Raw genomic sequence first — 16686 nt, forward strand, 5'->3', positions numbered from 1 at the left:
CCCCCTCCATTAAGTTATTAAAACCTCTTAGGCTAAATAGTTCCTCTACAGGCTTCTTTCCAAGCTTTAGCCCTTTGATCTATCTCTTGTATGAGGTCATGCTTTCCTTTAATATATTCTTCAATATTCGTTGGGTATTGCTGAGCTAATGTTTGCTTTAACACCGCATATTGATTTGCTTCGACAGGATGTGTTTTTAAATAATCACGAAAAGTTAAATGCCGTTCGATTTCCTGATCACCTGTTTGAAACATATGTATATGGTGTGAGCGATGGAGAAGGGTTCCTTTGATCAAATAGCGCCTACCTGGAATTCCGTTTTCGCCTTTTGGAATATAACCGTTATTTGTTAGTTGTTCATTATATGAGTCTATTTTCTGAATATCTTTCACTTCAACGAGTACATCTATAATAGGCTTAGCAAACATATACGGAATTGATGTACTACCTATATGATGAATAGCGATAACTTCATCTACTAGTATTTGTTCAAGACTTTCTGCTTCTTCGCTAAAAAGAATTGGCCAATTGAAATCATAAGGAACTACTTTTACTTCTCTCACTTCTCCCATACGCTCTCCCCTATCTATTTAATGTTAATAAATTAAGCGATATTGATTGACCGGACGTCCTACACCACCGTATTGAATGTCAATCTTCACTTTGTTTTGCTTTTCAAGATAATCTAAATATCTACGAGCAGTCACACGCGCAAGCCCAACACCATTTGCTACCTCTTCTGCTGAGACAGACTGCTCCTGTGTACCAATATAAGTGACAATCTTCTCTAGAGTAGCAGCATTAAGTCCTTTAGGTAGTTTTGTATCAGTTTGATGTGGCTTTTGTTGATGATGAAGGAGGAGGTCCAACTCTGATTGAGTCATCTCACTCTTTCCATCGATTTTCGTTTTAAACTGACGATAATTTTGTAATGTATGCTCCATTCGTTCAAACGAAAATGGCTTCATAATATAATCAAACACACCTAATTGAAGCATTTTTCGAATTGTCTTCATATCATTTGCTGCTGTAACAGCAATAACATCCACTTTTAACCCTTTTTCACGAATCTTTGTTAACGTTTCAATACCATCTTGTTCTGGCATAAAAATATCCATAAAAACAAGATCTGGTTTAAGTTGTTTGATTTGTTGAATGCCTTCTACACCATTTTTAGCCGTACCTATTAAATGATAACCAGGTACTTGTTCGATAAATTGACGATTAACTTGTCTTACCATCGGATCGTCTTCTACTAGTAAAACTTGTATTAGGTCCATCCTTTCAACCCCTCTTATACATAAAATGTAACATAAATACTTGTTCCTTCTCCAGGTGTACTTGTAACGTCTATCGTACCGTCAAATTTTTTTACGATATCTTGTATTAAATAAAGGCCAATACCGTGATTCTCATTTCTTTTTGTTGTATAACCGTTATCAAAGATACGTTCAATTACTTCTTGTGACATACCGACACCGTTATCTTCCACTAAAACGGATAAAGTTTCATCATCCTGATCGATACTAATCATTACTTTCTTTTCGTCTTTTTTAGCTAATTGCAATGCATCAAAAGCATTTTCAATTAAGTTCCCGATAATAACAACAAAATCATTAAAATCTAACTGCTCCGGTAAATAAGTTAGTTGACTATTCATATCAATTTCAACGCTAATTCCTAATTCTTTCCCGTGATTGATCTTACTTAACAACAAACCGGATATATTTTGGTTTTTAATACGATCATTTAAGAAGTTTGCTATTTCTTCTTGTTTATCTTTTACTTCTTCAATATAGTTAAGCGCCTGTTGATAATGACCTAATTGCAAGAGTCCAGCGATTGTATGAATCTTATTTTTATGCTCGTGATTTTGAATACGTAAAGCTTGTACAAATTCTTTCACGCCTGTAAGCTCTTCCGCTAACTTCTTTACTTCTGTACGGTCTTGGAAGATTGCAATTGCACCTACCGTTTTGCCGTCAACTTCAATTGGTACCCGGTTACTCATAATCGTATGCTGATTGATCAAGAGCTCTTTGTTATAGATAGGGATATTATAATCAAGAATTTCAGGCAGCCGAGTATCAGGTAAAATATCATATATTTTCTTACCAACTAAGTTGTCTTCTGTAACCCCTAAAATTTGTTTTGCCTTTGTGTTGAAAATAGTTACTGTGAAATCATTATCAATCGTAATGATTCCTTCATGCATAGCGTTGAACGTTTCTGTCCGTTCTGTATACATTTTCGCAATTTCATGTGGCTCTAGATCAAACATTTGCTTCTTCATATTACGTCCAAGTATCCATGCGCCCCATGCACCAAATAGGAGGGACAATAATGTAGCAACTAAAATTTCTTTTCGAATCCCATACAAAATTTCGAAAATACTTGGTAAGTTGTACCCTACAATGACGACACCTATTTGCTTGTGTTTAGCATCCATAATCGGGACAAAAGCTCGAATTGTCGTACCTACCTCACCTTTTGCCTTTGACAAATAATAATGCTCGGTAAAAGCTGCATTTTCATCGTTTGTTTTTGACTTTTTGCCTATTAAATCTTTAACAGGGTGTGACAAACGAATATGGTCCATATTTAGCACAACAATATAATCTGCTTTGTTTATAATACGAATGCCTTCAATTGTTTCATTAATGGTTTTTGCTTGTTCTTGAGGCTTTTTATCTGATAGTAATTCATGTTGGATTTCTGGAAGCTTTGCGACTGTTCTAGCAATCAGCATAGCTTGATTTCCAAGTTCCTTTTCTTTAGTGGATAAAATATTCCCAATTACAAATATCCCTGCAACTAAAAATGAAAACACAATGATGAAGAAGGTGAGCGACATAATTTTGCCGTTCATAGACAGATGTTGCTTTCGTTTCACCGCTCGTCCTCCAATCTGTTAGTATATAAATATTGTAACATTTGCAATTATGTTAGAATAGAAAGAAAATGTCAGAATGTTGGTGATTGCATGAAAGTTTATATAACAACCGCCATTTTAACAATTGTGCTGCTTCTTAGCTATATCGGTTATAGTCAGCAATTTTGGCAAAATTCAACGTTACCGGTGGATGAAGAACAACAAGGCTTAAATAAGCAAATCGTGATCAATTTTAGCCATGTAGTGGCAGAGGATACGCCGAAAGGTCAAGCAGCTATTAAATTTGCTGAGCTTTTAGAGCAAAAATCGAATGGACGAATACATGTCGTTATTTATCCTAATGGCATGCTTTATAATGATAATAATGAGTTAAAAGCATTACAGAATAATGATGTTCAAATGATTGCTCCTACCTTTTCTAAGATGACAAAAACGATTCCTTCTTGGGAAGTATTAGACTTACCTTACTTATTCCATACGGATGAAGAGGTAGAAAACGTATTAAATGGGCGTATAGGCGAACAATTACTTAACCAGTTGAATCACGTAAATATAAAAGGATTAGCATTTTGGAACAATGGCTTTAAACAAATGATTTCGGAAGAAAAGCCTTTAGTAAGATTAGAAGATTTTAAGAATATAAAAGTACGTGCTATGCCAAGTAAAGTATTACAAACGCAATTTGAATTACTTGGTGCAAAATCAGTGAATACATCATTTGATGAATTATATACGGAAATTGAAAACCATGAAATTGATGCACAAGAAAATACGTTATCGAATATTTATTCGAAAGGATTTTATAAAGTCCAAAATAACATTACATTAACGAATCATGGCTTATTAGGTTATTCAGTTTTAATGAATGAAGACTTTTGGAACAGTCTTCCCCAAAAGCTTCAAGAAGATGTGCTGAGTGCGATGAAAGAAGCAACTGAGTGGAATTTTCAAATGGCGAAAGAAATGAACTCGAATGATTTAGAAAAGTTGAAAAAACAAGATCATATTAAAATAAATACATTGTCTGTTGCAGAACAAAATAAATGGAAGCTTAAATTCAAGCCACTTTATTCGCTGTATAAAAATCATGTTGGCGCAACATTTTTAAAAGAAATTCAAACAGAGCTAAATCATTAAGTATACTGTTTTAGTACAAAATGAGTTTAATTGATTAAATAATGAAAAAATTTTTAAGTCGGGAATTTATTCTCGGCTTTTTCTTATAGCTTGATATGACTGAATTTACTCGACAATTTAAAGCCTATATAACTTTTAAGACCAAAATGACCAAAAAGAGTTTTATAACCATAATAATAGATTTGAGAATTATAGGAGTATGATAATTTTGTAAGCGATAACAACGAAGAAACACATCACACACAAAGAAGGAATGGATATGAGAATTAATTTTAAAAACTTAACCGTACAAGTTATTTGTGCAATTATTTTAGGGATTATTGTTGGTGTATTATTCCCTAGCTTCGCTGCTCAACTAAAAGTATTAGCGGACATTTTCATTAAATTAATCAAAATGTTAATCGCTCCAATTATTTTCTTAACAGTTGTTACCGGAATCGGTGGCATGGGGAATTTGAAGAAAGTTGGCACAATCGGTGGGAAAGCACTGATCTATTTTGAAATAGTTTCTTCCATTGCATTAGCAATCGGTTTAGTTGTTGTTCACATTATTCAACCAGGTAGGGGTTTAGATACATCTTCAGCTAATGCTGGTGCAGTTACTCAGTTCACTAAACAAGCTGCCGAATCAAATCATGGTTTTGTAGCATTTATCACAAACATTATTCCAGATAACTTTTTTGGATCTCTTGCAAACGGCGAATTATTGCCAGTACTATTCTGCGCAATTCTATTTGGGGTAGCCGCTGCATCAATTGGTGAACCAGTAAAACCAGTGATTAAACTTTGCGAACAAGTTTCAGAAATCTTCTTTAAAATCATTAATATGGTTATGAAGCTTTCTCCTATCGGTGCATTTGGCGCTATGTCATTTACAATTGGTAACTTCGGGTTATCATCATTATGGTCTCTAGGTAAACTAATGCTTGGTGTCTATACGACAATGGCACTTTTTGTTATCGTGGTACTTGGTTTAATCGCAAAATTCTTTGGCTTTAATATTTTAAAATTCATCAATTATATTAAAGATGAATTGTTCCTAGTATTAGGAACATCTTCTTCGGAATCAGCCTTACCATTAATTATGAAGAAGCTTGAAAAATTCGGCTGTTCAAAACAAGTAGTTGGACTAGTTGTTCCGACCGGATATTCTTTCAACTTAGATGGTACATCTATTTACTTATCAATGGCTGCTATGTTTATCGCACAAGCTTACAATGTTGACCTATCCCTATGGCAACAAATCTACTTATTAGGGATTTTAATGATTACCTCTAAAGGTGCTGCAGGGGTAACTGGTTCAGGATTTATCACGTTGGCAGCAACATTAGCTGCATTCCCAATGATTCCTGTTGAAGGTATTGCTTTACTAATCGGTGTTGACCGCTTCATGTCTGAAGCTCGTGCAATAACGAACATCATCGGTAATTCAGTTGCAACAGTTGTCGTTGCCAAAATGGAAAAAGAATATAGTCCAGAACAGCATCACCATTTAGAAGAAGAGATTAAAATTGCGCATGAAAATGCACATGCTCACTAGCAGAACGTCATGAAAGGAACTCGATCTCCTCGACAATGACTTTCGATATCGCCACCCGCACTCTCCTCGTTGCGGGTGGTTTTTTATTTTTAATGTAATGAATCGAATTCGTAACTAAAGCTAGATGGTTCGTCATAATATCTTTTTTAACTCAATTGACCTTTTTACTTCTACGTTCTAATAACAAAACATCTCTCCACATACCATTATGTTGCGCAATCTTTTCACGAAACCCCACTTCTCGGAATCCTTGGTTTTTATGCAATTTTATACTTGCTATGTTTTCTTTGAAAATTGAAGATTGTAAAGTCCAAAATCCGTGTTTTTCACTTTCCTCTATCAATTTTAAAAGTAATAAAGTTCCTATTCCTTTGTTTTTTACTTTTGTGGACACATAGATACTAACTTCTCCAACACCTTTATATACAACTCGCTTAGATACTGGGCTTATGGCAATCCATCCAACTACATTCTTTTTGTTTACAGCAACCATTCTACATGTAGGATGATGTGATGTAGTCCACTCTTCAAAAGTTGGTACTTCAGTCTGAAATGTTGCATTTCCTGTAGCAATTCCTTCTACATAAATTTTCTTCACCATTGGCCAATCTGTATCTAACATCTCTCTAATTTCAATATGCTCCCCCATTTAAATCCTCCTATTTCGTTCAGTATGTACTGCTGTTTTATCTAAGTAAGGTAAAATTGTGATGCAACATTTATTATAAGAAAATTATTAATTTTGTGATATTATATTTAAAGAAGTGATTTCTTATTTAACAAAAATGCTTATGGAATTAAGTAATCTAATTAAACTAATTGATACAAAAGATAAGGTTAAACAATTTGTGATAAATCTATATCCCCCAGATTTATCCGCTAGAAAAGGAGCTAAATTTTAATGATTAGTCCAATTTAATATTCCCTCTTATTCTTGAATTGAATTAATAATATCGGGGGATATATCCATGAAAGTTAATAGAAATTTTTCTTTATTACTTTTAGGTCAGTCAATCGCTAATATAGGCGATGTATTATATATGGTTAGTATTATAAGTACGATTTTTGTTTTAACGGGCTCTGCAACTACATCATCACTTGTACCATTTACGATTACTACTTCTATGTTTATATCTAGTCTACTGACACCTATTCTAGTTGGAAAAGTAAATCTGAAATGGTTGTTGGCTTGTTCGCAGATTGGAAAAACGATTTTACTTGTTATTTTAGGTATATTGTTACTGCATATTACGGCATCTAATTACTATTTAATCTTTATAATAATAGGATTGATTGCTTTTTTTGATGGTTGCGCAAATCCGATTATACAAACATTAATCCCATACTATGTTAAACCTGAACATCTAATTCGAGCTAATGGAATGACTGATACTGTAACGCAGGTTATACAAGCAGTTATGTGGTTCATAGGAAGCTTATTTCTACTTGTGATGAGTTCTCAGCAACTTGTTTGGTTAGTTGGATGTTTATTCGTCATTGCAAGTATCTTAATGTGCCTTTTAGAAAGTGTACATCATAAACCAATTGAGCAAAAAGGGGTTCTAGAACAGATTAGTGAAGGATGGAAAACTTTATCTAATACGCCTGTATTAAGAAAGATTGCTTGGACTGACTTTCTCGAAACTATTGCAGGAACTGTTTGGATTGCTGCCATTTTATATGTGTTTGTCAATGATGCTTTGAACGTCGATGAGAAATGGTGGGGATTTATCAACGGAGCATTCTTTATAGGTATGATTTTAGGGAGTATTTATTGTATTAAATTTTCCTCTTTTGTTGAAAAGAGATTAGGAACTTTTATATTTGTCGGTTCATTCGCCAGTTTCTTCGTCATCATCTTATTTGGTCTAAATAGTAGTCCAATCATTGCCTTACTTTTAGCGCTCTGTACAGGTATTTTCGGGCAAATCAAGAATATTCCTCAACAATCCGTTATTCAAACTAGTGTTTCAAAAGAACGGTTGGCAACTGTTTATACATCATTAGGTGCGATTGGAACTGGGATTTTCGGCGTGAGTTCTCTTGTTATGGGAATGATAGCAGATTTGTTTGGGATTAGAGTCGTATTCGTTATTTCGGGGCTATTGTTTGCGATCATAAGTATCATTGTTCATACAAATAAACAATTGTTTACTAGAAATGTGATGGAATAATAAATTACTAAAAGACTAACTGCTCCATTTTTCAATTGATTTCTTAATAGTTTGTGTATTTTTAGACCTAGAGTAACTTCAGTATAGTAAAAAGAGCTTGGATGCCCCAAGCTCTTTTTTGTTGGTATTGATATAGCGACTTGATACTTAACATAACTATTTACATATTTACTTTAACAACATGATGCCCCTGTATTATTTGGGTTAGTACTACATACACCAGTTTCAGGTAAATCAAGCTCGACACGTTTTGAAGCTTCTATATCTCCTGCAAGATAAGCTGTAATCGAGCGTACTTGTTCATACCCAGTTGCCATTAAGAAAGTAGGTGCACGTCCATAACTCTTCATCCCAACAATATACAATCCTTGTTCAGGTTGACGAAGAATTGCTTCTCCGTGAGGGCGGACTGTACCACAACTGTGAACATTAGGATCAATGAGTGGTGCAAGTGCTTCTACGCTTTCTGTAGCTGGGTCAATAGATAATCGGAGTTCTTGCTCAATTGAAAAGTCCGGGCGATTACCAGTATTAACGATTAACTCATCAATTTCCTTTATAGAAATGATTTCATCATGATAACGTCCTACAAGCTCCAATTGTTCGTTTAATGCTTTGACTTGCATTGTATAAAATGGTGTATAGACTTTAACCTTACCTGAATCGACTAATGAATGAATTTTAGTACCTAATGCACCACGAGCTTCTAAGGCATCTTTTTCTTCTCCTCCGAAAGCATCCGCAACCTGTTTTTTACGTAAAATCCATAGTAATTTTGTTTGTGGATATTCGATTTGAAGTTCGGCTAATTCTAATAATGTATTAATAGCTGAATGTCCACTACCAATTACAGCAATTGTCTTATTTGCATAGTGATTTGTATTTTCCTTAACATTTGGTATTCCATATTCAATATGATCTTGGCATTCTTTCTCAGAAGAAAGCCAAACACCATTGGATGTAGCTGGATTGGGATTTCCCCAAGTACCTGTTGCATCAATAACCGCACGAGCTTCTACTAACTCCACACCATGATCATGTTCTACATAGATTTCAAATGGTTGTTTTTCACGATTTAATGATTTCATTTTGTCGTTTTCTTTACGAGCAATAGATACAACTTTTGAATTGTAACGAATGGATTCTTTTAATACAGGTAGTTCGCTTAATGGGTTTAAATATTGATCTATTAATTCTTGACCTGTTGGTAAAATATCATCTTGAGGCGATTTCCAATTTGTTTCTTCTAATAACTTACGTGCAGCTTTATCTATATCATATTGCCAAGGACTAAACAGATGGACATGTTGCCATTTACGAATATTTTCAGCTACTTGTTGACCTGACTCTAAAACGATAAATGGTACTTTTTGTATTGCTAAATTTGCAGCTGCTGCAAGACCAATAGGACCAGCACCGATAATAGCAACTGGTAAATCCAAATTAAATTGTATTGGGTTAGTCGCTTCTGTCATCTTAACTTCAGGAGAAGAACAGCAAGATGTTTCATTTACTGTTTCTGATGAACAACATGAAGTCGTAGTAGATTCTGCCCCACAGCAAGATGATTGCTTTGTTATATTAAACAGTTTAATTTCTTTCATTTAATACCCCTTCTTTTCTATTTGCTCTATTGCTTTCTTAAAATGTAAGGCGGTGTTTTCTCCATATAAATTAGGGTTACCTCGAAAAAATTGTTCAGTCATATATTGACTTGCTTCTTTTAAAGAAAATTGCCTTGCATTCATCACAAGCTCCAAATAACGTATAAAATAATCTACCGATAATGTGCTAGCATGATTAACTGTCATCTTATATCCTTAGCAACCGCAACTTGGTGCGTAGCCCTCTAATACTAAACCCATTTCTCCATCTTGTTCTTCTACATTAATCGTTACATTTTGTAACTCTTGGGCCATTTCAGGCATGATTGCAATATTAACATCGTTTACTTTTTCGATTTGATCGCCTTCTTCAGCTGGCACGAGTCCAACAGCTAGATTCATACCACAACATCCAGCAACTCCATAAAAGCGAAGTGTATCAGCATTATTTTCTTTCATCGCACTTAAGATATATTGTTTTGCATTTTCAGTCATGTTCATTTTATTTTTCCTCCAATAATGTGTGTAATCCATCTAATCCTGTTGGTTCTTTAAGACTCCAAGGGATTATGACAGTATGATTATTTGATAAAGTATTGATTTTCTCTAACCATTTAACTTCATGTTTTGCCTTTTGAGATAGTAAAGGATTTACTGTCTTTATATTGATAAATGATTGGTTGACAATCCAATGGGAAACATTTAATCCCGCACGTTTTAAATCATTTTGTAAACGAGCTGCTTCATAAACAGGTGTTGCCTCAGGTAATGTTGTAATAAGTATCGATGTCTTATCTTTATCTCTCAATGTAGGTAACAAATGCTGTATAGCAATTGGAACCTCACCTGAAGTACGACTTATTTCCTTATGATAGCTCTCCGTAGAATCAAGTAACAACAAGGTATGACCAGTAGGAGCCGTATCTATTACGATAATTTCATCGGGGTGGGATTCAATAACTTCAGCAAAGGCTCTAAATACAGCAATTTCTTCTGTACAAGGAGATTCTAAATCTTCTCGAACAAAGGCAAGTCCCTCCTCATCCATTGATTCGCTTGCTTTTTGTAATACTTCTTTTTTATAAGATGTTAAAACTGTGTTCGGATCAATATTACTAATCGTTAATGTTGAGGGCTTATTATCTCCTAATACCCACTTAATGTGTGCAGCAGGATCTGTTGTTGTTAAATGAACGCGCTCACCTTTTTCTGCAAGTCCTAAAGCGACAAGTGTTGCGACTGTGGTTTTACCAACGCCACCTTTTCCCATTGTAAAAATAATACGTTTCGAATCTTCCATAATCTCCTCGATTAACTGATGAATCGATAATGAATGGGGTGAATAATCCTCACTTGTAATATCAGGTAAGCTTTCATTGATGTCTATATTATTGAACCAAGCACCCATTCGATTTAATGATGTAATGGTGTATGGAACGAGCGGCAAGGTATAGGTAGGTAAATTTGATAATTCTACAGGCATATTTTCCATAGCTGAACGTTGACGCTTATAGAAAGCACTAGCATAAGCATCTTCTGAATCAGGAACCTCTAGTAATCCATTAATTATTAGCTGTTGATTTTCAATTCCAATATCTGAAAGTTCTTTTGATGCTCTTGCAGCCTCTTTTAACGGATTAGTATCAGGACGTGTAACAAGTATTAATGTAGTTAGATCGGCATTTGATAAAACGTCAACTGCCTTTTTGTACATTTGCTTTTTCCCTTCTAATCCAGCTAGAGGTCCTAGACAAGATGCTCCAGATGAATTATCAGCTAAAAATCCACTCCAGGCCATTGGAAGTTGTAGTAAGCGCAACGTGTGACCAGTAGGGGCTGTATCAAAAATAATGATGTCAAATTCTTCTTGAACCTTTTGATCTGTTAAGAGTGCTGAGAATTGATTGAAAGCTGCAATTTCAACAGTACAGGCTCCTGACATTTGCTCCTCCATAGATTGAATGGCTACATCGGGTAATTTCCCTCTATAAGGAGCTATTACTTGTTCCTTATAATCATTTGCAGCTTGCACAGGATCTAAATTTAATGCATATAACGACGTCGTACCTTGAATCAAGGAAGGTTCATTCGTTAAAGGCTGATTGAAAATATCTTGTAAATTACTGGCTGGGTCAGTACTAATTAATAAAACTCGTTTTTGATCATTAGCAACTGAATAAGCTAAGCTGCTTGCAACAGAAGTTTTACCCACACCACCTTTTCCAGTAAAAAATACATATTTGGACTTAGGATAATGTGATTTTGTAAAGCGTTCCATTATAGACCGCCACCTTTTGTATGGAGAGATAATCGTACTTTCGGCTTTTTAGTTAATTCTGAGATTTCTAACCCAGTCCATTTTGCAACCTCTTCATTTGTTGGATAACGATTTGTCATCATCAACTTATCATCCAAAAATACATAAGGTAGCTCATTTACTCCAACAGAAGTAAGCATTTCATTTACTTCTGAGTTGTCGACAAATGCTTGTGGGTCACTTGATAGATTATGGCGTGTAATTGGATAGTTTTTGTTTTCAAGGTTTTTTACAATAAATGAAACACGCAATAATTCGGGATCAATAGATGGTCCACATACACCACTATCACAGCACATTGCTGGGTCATAGATTTCAATTTTTTTCATCTTTCCCGCTCCTTACATAAGCAATTTATATGAATGTAAAAATCTTAGCTTATTCTTTAATATGATTACCGATAGCAGAAACTTCCTAGAATAATATTCCTTTACAACCTAATTTTAAAGTATTTCTTCTGCCATCTTAGTGCCACTCCTACAAGTGCTATTAAGACAGGCACTTCAACTAATGGTCCAATAACTGCTGCGAATGCTTCGCCACTATTAATACCAAATACAGCTACGGCCACAGCAATCGCTAATTCAAAGTTGTTACTAGCAGCTGTGAAAGAGAGTGCTGCTGTTACTGGATAACTTGCACCCGCTTTTTTCGATGCAAAGAATGAAACAATAAACATAATTAAGAAGTATATCAATAATGGGATTGCAATACGTAATACGTCTAATGGTAGAGCAACAATTTTATCTCCCTTTAATGAGAACATCATGATGATTGTAAACAACAAAGCAATTAGAGTAAGTGGAGATATTTTAGGGATAAATTTTTCTTGATACCAATCTTTTCCCTTAAGTTTAATCCCAATAACACGTGTGAGAATCCCTGCTGCAAAAGGAATGCCTAAATAAATCAGAACACTTTTGGTGATTTCCCACATAGAGATTGAAACAGATAAGTTTTCCATACCAAACCAACCAGGCATCACATTCAAGAAGAAGTAAGCAAAAGTTGAATAGAATAGAATTTGGAACACGGAGTTAAAAGCAACTAAGCCAGCTACATATTCACTATCTCCTCTTGCTAGATCATTCCACACGATAACCATCGCAATACAACGTGCTAAACCAATCAAGATAAGCCCTGCCATATATTCTGGATAATTATGTAGAAAAATAATGGCTAAGAAGAACATTAAAAATGGCCCTAAAAGCCAGTTCTGTAATAAAGAAAGTAATAATATCTTCCAATCTTTAAATACTCTCCACATTTCTTCATATTTCACTTTAGCAAGTGGCGGATAAAGCATAACAATAAGGCCAATTGCAATCGGAATTGATGTTGTACCGACGGATAGTTTATCTAATGTTTCCTTAAAATCAGGAACTATAATACTTAGTAAAATACCTAAACCCATTGCAAGGAAAATCCATAATGTTAGATAACGATCGAGAAATGATAACTGTTTTGTTAATGGTTTTTCCATGTTAAACCTCACCTTCTTCAATAGTACAAGCACAATTGTGTATTGAGATAGGCTCCAACTCATCGATGATTGTTTGGATATAAGGTGCTTGAATATCATTTAATCTATAGTGCTTCCAAGTCCCTTTTTTTCTTTCTAAGATAATGTCAGCCTCTTTTAATTTACGTAGTTGTTGGCTAACAGCTGGCTGAGAAACTTGTAAGATTTCAACTAAATCACATACACAGACCTCGCCGTTCTTTAAACTCGCTAACAATTTTAATCGGTTAGCATCACTAACTGCTTTTAATTGCTTTTCCATGATTAATAGCTGATTCATCATATCACCTCTTTTAATTAATTTACTATATAATTATATTCTTATATATTAATATATGCAATAGAATGAAATTTGTGAATGATTTTATTAGATGTTTCATTAGTATTCACTTTTGAAACTCCCTGTTTAAAAAATCGCTTTCATGTTTTCTAATCAAGTTAAATACAATTAACTAATACAATTATTCCATATGAAGGAGATGATTCATTTGCTAGTCTCTTTTTCGAATACGATTGAAGGTAAAACAATTGAGTCTTATCATAGTACTTTAAGTAGTGAAACGATCATAGGAGTTAATATTATTCGAGAATCTTTAAACTCTTTAACCGATGTTATGGGCGGCCATTGTACTGCTTATGAAGTTAAAATGAAAGAAACACAGCAATTGACATTAGATGGGGTGAAGCAGCTTGCGAGAAATATTGGTGCAAACGCATTAATAGACGTTGATGTTTCAACTTCTCCTATTTATGATGGAATGTTCATGTGCGTTGCTACCGGAACTGCGGTGACCTATAAATAGTAAAAAGCCTTGTCTTTTTACGACGAGGCTTTTTACTATCTTTTTTATATAATTTAATAGCTCATAATAGATGTAATGACATTTAAAGCTTGTTCCGAGTCCTCATAGAAATAAGCAAAAATCGCAATCATTACACCCACAAGTATCACAGCAATGGCTACACGTATTGGTGAAATAGGTGCTTTTCCGCCTACTTTACCCGTTTGCCCATTTACCATAAACTGATAAACTTTGCTTTTATATTGGAAAGATGATAGCCAAATAGGCAACATAAGATATTTGTACGTAATATTATCATAAGTTGTTGAAAATTGAACATTCCTTACATGGTCTGCGCCACACTCAAAGCGAACTTTAGATGCAATTTGGGAACGAATATGGTCATGAATGTCTTGTTGGGCAATATTCCAACCATCTTGTAAACCTATACTATAACGCTCTGCTAAAAATCCAGATACATATTCTGGTTGATAGGATTTATTGTCTAATAAGTTAAATGGTTCGATTTTTCGCAACATATCATGGTCATAACGTGTTGATGCACTGACTAGTTGATCGTCTATAAATTCTTGGTAAAAACCTGAAGTCATATACCAATCGGTTTCGATTCTCGTTTCTCCATCTTTTTCTTTAATGACTCGGTCTATCCCATAACTTGCCGTATAATGAGAGCCTGTTTTCGTATCAAATGTCCAATAGGGTAGGTAGACTCCTTTAAAGGCATTTGGTTTTGCACTTATTTTTGCTGCACGTGGTGTAAAGATTCTTCTCTTTAACCACTTATGAAAGTTTACGCCTGCTTCCTTATCTGTAATTTGAAAAGTACAAACACCATTTGGTGCGAGTGTATTAACCGTTGAGGCTTCCATAACTTGATGAGAACCGCAATAAGGGCATGTGTCTGCTACTTGTAGTGCATCATAAACTGTTTCTGAACCACATTCACTACAACTAACAGTTTTCTTTTCAACTCCCCAGTCAAAATTCCCTCGTTTTTCAGCTGTATAAAAATCCATTTCTTGCGCAACTTGTTCTTTCTGGTCTTCTGGTTTTGCTATCTCTGTTTCATGACCACAATAGGGGCATGTTAGCTTACCGTTTTCCGGATTAAACTCGATGGATGCTCCGCACGAAGGACATTCCGCATCAAAATCAATTTTTGCCTTTTTCAATTGTTCGGACATGCTTCTACCCTCCTATTGCTTATCTTGGTCATCAAATGGATCTCCACATTCTGGGCAGAATTTTGGTGGGTTGGTCGGGTCAGCTGGTTTCCAACCACATTTATCGCAAATATAGGTCGGTGTTCCTTGCGGTTTCTTTGTACCACAATTAGAGCAGAATTTACCTTTGTTTACAGTGCCACAAGTACAATGCCATCCTTCAGCAGTCGGTTTTGCTGTACCACAGTTCGAACAGAATTTCCCCGTGTTCTTTTGACCACATGCACAATTCCATGTATCAACAGATGGCTGATTTTGAGGTGTTTGCGGAGTGGTTTGGTTTTGTTGGGAAGCCATTTGATAAAGTTGACTAGCATTACCGCCACCAACTTGTTGTGCCATGTTCATCCCCATGAAACCACCTAGAGCCCCATTTTCATTTTCAGCAGCTTTCATCATCGCTTCTGCTTGAGCACCTGTTAGTTGTGCAGCGCCCATTGAAGGATTTCTGAATACTGCATTCCTTTGGAGCTGTTTAATCATCGCTTCATCTTCTTCTGAAGCCTTTACAGAATTAATGCCAAAAGTACCAACTGCAATTCCTCGTGATTCTAGCCATTTTTTTGATAGTACTTCATTTAGTGCTGACGCTAATTCTATCGTGTGTGCTGGAATTTCACTATAACGTACACCTGAAGCAGAGATTTTCGCAAATGCTGGTTGAAGAGCTGTCATTAACTCTGTTTTTAACTGACTATCGATTTCTTCACGGTGATATTCACCTTGTATATTGCCGCAAACGTTTTTATAAAAAAGGAGCGGATTCACAATTCGATAAGAATATTCTCCGTGACATCTTATAGAAATATCAATATCTAATCCGATATTGCGGTCAATTACGCGGAAAGGAACTGGACTAGGGGTTCCGTATTTGTTACCCATGATTTCCTTCGTATTAAAAAAGTAAATACGTTGATCTTTTGGTGGTTCTCCGCCAAATGTAAAACGTTTACCGATTTCTTTAAATGTTTGGAGGATATTCTCTTTAAAATCCCCTTCATAGAATACAGTAGGCTCTGTTGAAATATCATATACATATTCACCAGGTTCTGAACTAACTTCAACAACTCTTCCTTGTTCGACAATCATCATGCATTGGCCTTCGTTGATAGCGATAATAGAGCCATTTGTGATGATGTTATCGTTACCTTTGTTTGAACCGCGTTTTGTTTTACGCTTAACACCTTTAGTAACTAAAATTTCTTTAGATAATCCTTCACAGTAAAAATATTCGCGCCATTGATCTTCTAAAACGCCTTTTGCAGAGCCAACTCCTGCCTTTATCAATCCCATTCATAATCCCGTCCTTTTATGTAAATTAAAGTTGAACCTGAATTATTCATAGAATTTTATAAATAAGCTCCTAACGCTGATTTATCAGCGTTAGGAGCTTATTATTTATGCATGAAATAAATGAAAAAAGAATCCGTTTCTGTTAAGGTTAAAACAACGACGAAATAACCAAAAGAAAGG

At 35.1% G+C, this 16686-nt stretch carries 17 protein-coding genes; 4 read left to right on the forward strand and 13 right to left on the reverse strand.

All coding sequences use genetic code 11. The features are described 5' to 3' along the window. Positions 1–32 precede the first annotated feature (32 nt). The 3 genes from CW357_RS05710 to CW357_RS05720 are packed head-to-tail and all read right to left on the reverse strand — an operon-like array spanning position 33 to position 2869. Positions 33–572, reverse strand: coding sequence for a GrpB family protein (locus CW357_RS05710; protein ID WP_119415905.1), 540 nt, complete (start codon positions 570–572; stop codon positions 33–35). A 24-nt stretch (positions 573–596) separates the two neighbouring features. Continuing rightward, positions 597–1280 (reverse strand): response regulator, encoded by a 684-nt coding sequence (locus tag CW357_RS05715; RefSeq protein ID WP_119415904.1) that lies wholly within the window; start codon positions 1278–1280, stop codon positions 597–599. A 14-nt stretch (positions 1281–1294) separates the two neighbouring features. Beyond that, positions 1295–2869 (reverse strand): ATP-binding protein, encoded by a 1575-nt coding sequence (locus CW357_RS05720; protein WP_124217575.1) that lies wholly within the window; start codon positions 2867–2869, stop codon positions 1295–1297. A gap of 114 nt (positions 2870–2983) precedes the next feature. On the opposite strand from CW357_RS05720, the gene CW357_RS05725 reads away from it, so the two are divergent. Next, positions 2984–4030 carry a DctP family TRAP transporter solute-binding subunit gene (locus CW357_RS05725; RefSeq protein WP_124217562.1) on the forward strand — a complete coding sequence of 349 codons (1047 nt, stop codon included), beginning with the start codon at positions 2984–2986 and terminating at the stop codon, positions 4028–4030. Positions 4031–4289: 259 nt separating this feature from the next. Continuing rightward, positions 4290–5570, forward strand: a complete 1281-nt coding sequence (locus tag CW357_RS05730) for a dicarboxylate/amino acid:cation symporter (protein WP_119415902.1) — start codon at positions 4290–4292, stop codon at positions 5568–5570. Between the two features lie 151 nt (positions 5571–5721). On the opposite strand, the gene CW357_RS05735 is transcribed toward CW357_RS05730, so the two are convergent. Then, entirely contained in the window at positions 5722–6219 is a 498-nt protein-coding gene (locus CW357_RS05735) for a GNAT family N-acetyltransferase (RefSeq protein WP_119415901.1), read from the reverse strand. Positions 6220–6538: 319 nt separating this feature from the next. Between CW357_RS05735 and CW357_RS05740 the strand changes: the two genes are divergently transcribed. Further along, positions 6539–7744: an MFS transporter gene (locus CW357_RS05740; RefSeq protein ID WP_124217563.1), complete on the forward strand. Its 1206-nt coding sequence runs from the start codon at positions 6539–6541 to the stop codon at positions 7742–7744. Positions 7745–7917: 173 nt separating this feature from the next. Here CW357_RS05740 and CW357_RS05745 read toward each other — a convergent pair whose 3' ends face one another. The 7 genes from CW357_RS05745 to CW357_RS05775 form a co-directional block, all read right to left on the reverse strand. Continuing rightward, entirely contained in the window at positions 7918–9219 is a 1302-nt protein-coding gene (locus tag CW357_RS05745; RefSeq protein WP_206426811.1) for an NAD(P)-binding domain-containing protein, read from the reverse strand. 129 nt (positions 9220–9348) lie between these two features. Beyond that, complete coding sequence (locus CW357_RS05750) at positions 9349–9555, reverse strand: hypothetical protein (RefSeq protein ID WP_124217565.1); 207 nt, start codon at positions 9553–9555, stop codon at positions 9349–9351. A gap of 9 nt (positions 9556–9564) precedes the next feature. Beyond that, positions 9565–9849, reverse strand: coding sequence for a Fe-S cluster assembly protein HesB (locus CW357_RS05755; RefSeq protein WP_119415897.1), 285 nt, complete (start codon positions 9847–9849; stop codon positions 9565–9567). 1 nt (position 9850) lies between these two features. Continuing rightward, entirely contained in the window at positions 9851–11626 is a 1776-nt protein-coding gene (gene arsA / locus CW357_RS05760) for an arsenical pump-driving ATPase (protein WP_124217566.1), read from the reverse strand. Further along, positions 11626–11994, reverse strand: coding sequence for an arsenite efflux transporter metallochaperone ArsD (gene arsD / locus CW357_RS05765; protein ID WP_119415895.1), 369 nt, complete (start codon positions 11992–11994; stop codon positions 11626–11628). Before arsD ends, arsA begins: the two co-directional genes overlap by 1 nt. Before the next feature lie 101 nt (positions 11995–12095). Beyond that, a complete protein-coding gene (gene arsB / locus CW357_RS05770; protein WP_124217567.1) occupies positions 12096–13148 on the reverse strand; it encodes an ACR3 family arsenite efflux transporter in 1053 nt (350 codons plus the stop codon). Position 13149: 1 nt separating this feature from the next. Continuing rightward, on the reverse strand, positions 13150–13467 hold the full coding sequence (locus tag CW357_RS05775; protein ID WP_369973789.1) for an ArsR/SmtB family transcription factor: 318 nt from the start codon (positions 13465–13467) through the stop codon (positions 13150–13152). Positions 13468–13675: 208 nt separating this feature from the next. Here CW357_RS05775 and CW357_RS05780 point away from each other — a divergent pair, with 208 nt between their 5' ends. Further along, a complete protein-coding gene (locus CW357_RS05780; protein ID WP_164489551.1) occupies positions 13676–13990 on the forward strand; it encodes a YbjQ family protein in 315 nt (104 codons plus the stop codon). Positions 13991–14043: 53 nt separating this feature from the next. On the opposite strand, the gene CW357_RS05785 is transcribed toward CW357_RS05780, so the two are convergent. Together CW357_RS05785 and CW357_RS05790 are read right to left on the reverse strand one after the other, a co-directional pair. Beyond that, on the reverse strand, positions 14044–15174 hold the full coding sequence (locus CW357_RS05785) for a TFIIB-type zinc ribbon-containing protein (protein ID WP_124217569.1): 1131 nt from the start codon (positions 15172–15174) through the stop codon (positions 14044–14046). 12 nt (positions 15175–15186) lie between these two features. Beyond that, positions 15187–16506, reverse strand: coding sequence for an SPFH domain-containing protein (locus CW357_RS05790; protein WP_124217570.1), 1320 nt, complete (start codon positions 16504–16506; stop codon positions 15187–15189). Between the last annotated feature and the right edge of the window lie 180 nt (positions 16507–16686).

The sequence above is a fragment of the Rummeliibacillus sp. TYF005 genome, from assembly GCF_003844195.1.
GTDB lineage: Bacteria > Bacillota > Bacilli > Bacillales_A > Planococcaceae > Rummeliibacillus.

Coding starts and splice junctions, on each gene's coding strand:
- CW357_RS05710 (WP_119415905.1), bottom strand. CDS start 572: ATGGGAGAAGTGAGAGAAGTAAAAGTAGTTCCTTATGATTTCAATTGG.
- CW357_RS05715 (WP_119415904.1), bottom strand. CDS start 1,280: ATGGACCTAATACAAGTTTTACTAGTAGAAGACGATCCGATGGTAAGA.
- CW357_RS05720 (WP_124217575.1), bottom strand. CDS start 2,869: ATGAACGGCAAAATTATGTCGCTCACCTTCTTCATCATTGTGTTTTCA.
- CW357_RS05725 (WP_124217562.1), top strand. CDS start 2,984: ATGAAAGTTTATATAACAACCGCCATTTTAACAATTGTGCTGCTTCTT.
- CW357_RS05730 (WP_119415902.1), top strand. CDS start 4,290: ATGAGAATTAATTTTAAAAACTTAACCGTACAAGTTATTTGTGCAATT.
- CW357_RS05735 (WP_119415901.1), bottom strand. CDS start 6,219: ATGGGGGAGCATATTGAAATTAGAGAGATGTTAGATACAGATTGGCCA.
- CW357_RS05740 (WP_124217563.1), top strand. CDS start 6,539: ATGAAAGTTAATAGAAATTTTTCTTTATTACTTTTAGGTCAGTCAATC.
- CW357_RS05745 (WP_206426811.1), bottom strand. CDS start 9,219: ATGACAGAAGCGACTAACCCAATACAATTTAATTTGGATTTACCAGTT.
- CW357_RS05750 (WP_124217565.1), bottom strand. CDS start 9,555: ATGACAGTTAATCATGCTAGCACATTATCGGTAGATTATTTTATACGT.
- CW357_RS05755 (WP_119415897.1), bottom strand. CDS start 9,849: ATGAACATGACTGAAAATGCAAAACAATATATCTTAAGTGCGATGAAA.
- arsA (WP_124217566.1), bottom strand. CDS start 11,626: ATGGAACGCTTTACAAAATCACATTATCCTAAGTCCAAATATGTATTT.
- arsD (WP_119415895.1), bottom strand. CDS start 11,994: ATGAAAAAAATTGAAATCTATGACCCAGCAATGTGCTGTGATAGTGGT.
- arsB (WP_124217567.1), bottom strand. CDS start 13,148: ATGGAAAAACCATTAACAAAACAGTTATCATTTCTCGATCGTTATCTA.
- CW357_RS05775 (WP_369973789.1), bottom strand. CDS start 13,467: ATGAATCAGCTATTAATCATGGAAAAGCAATTAAAAGCAGTTAGTGAT.
- CW357_RS05785 (WP_124217569.1), bottom strand. CDS start 15,174: ATGTCCGAACAATTGAAAAAGGCAAAAATTGATTTTGATGCGGAATGT.
- CW357_RS05790 (WP_124217570.1), bottom strand. CDS start 16,506: ATGGGATTGATAAAGGCAGGAGTTGGCTCTGCAAAAGGCGTTTTAGAA.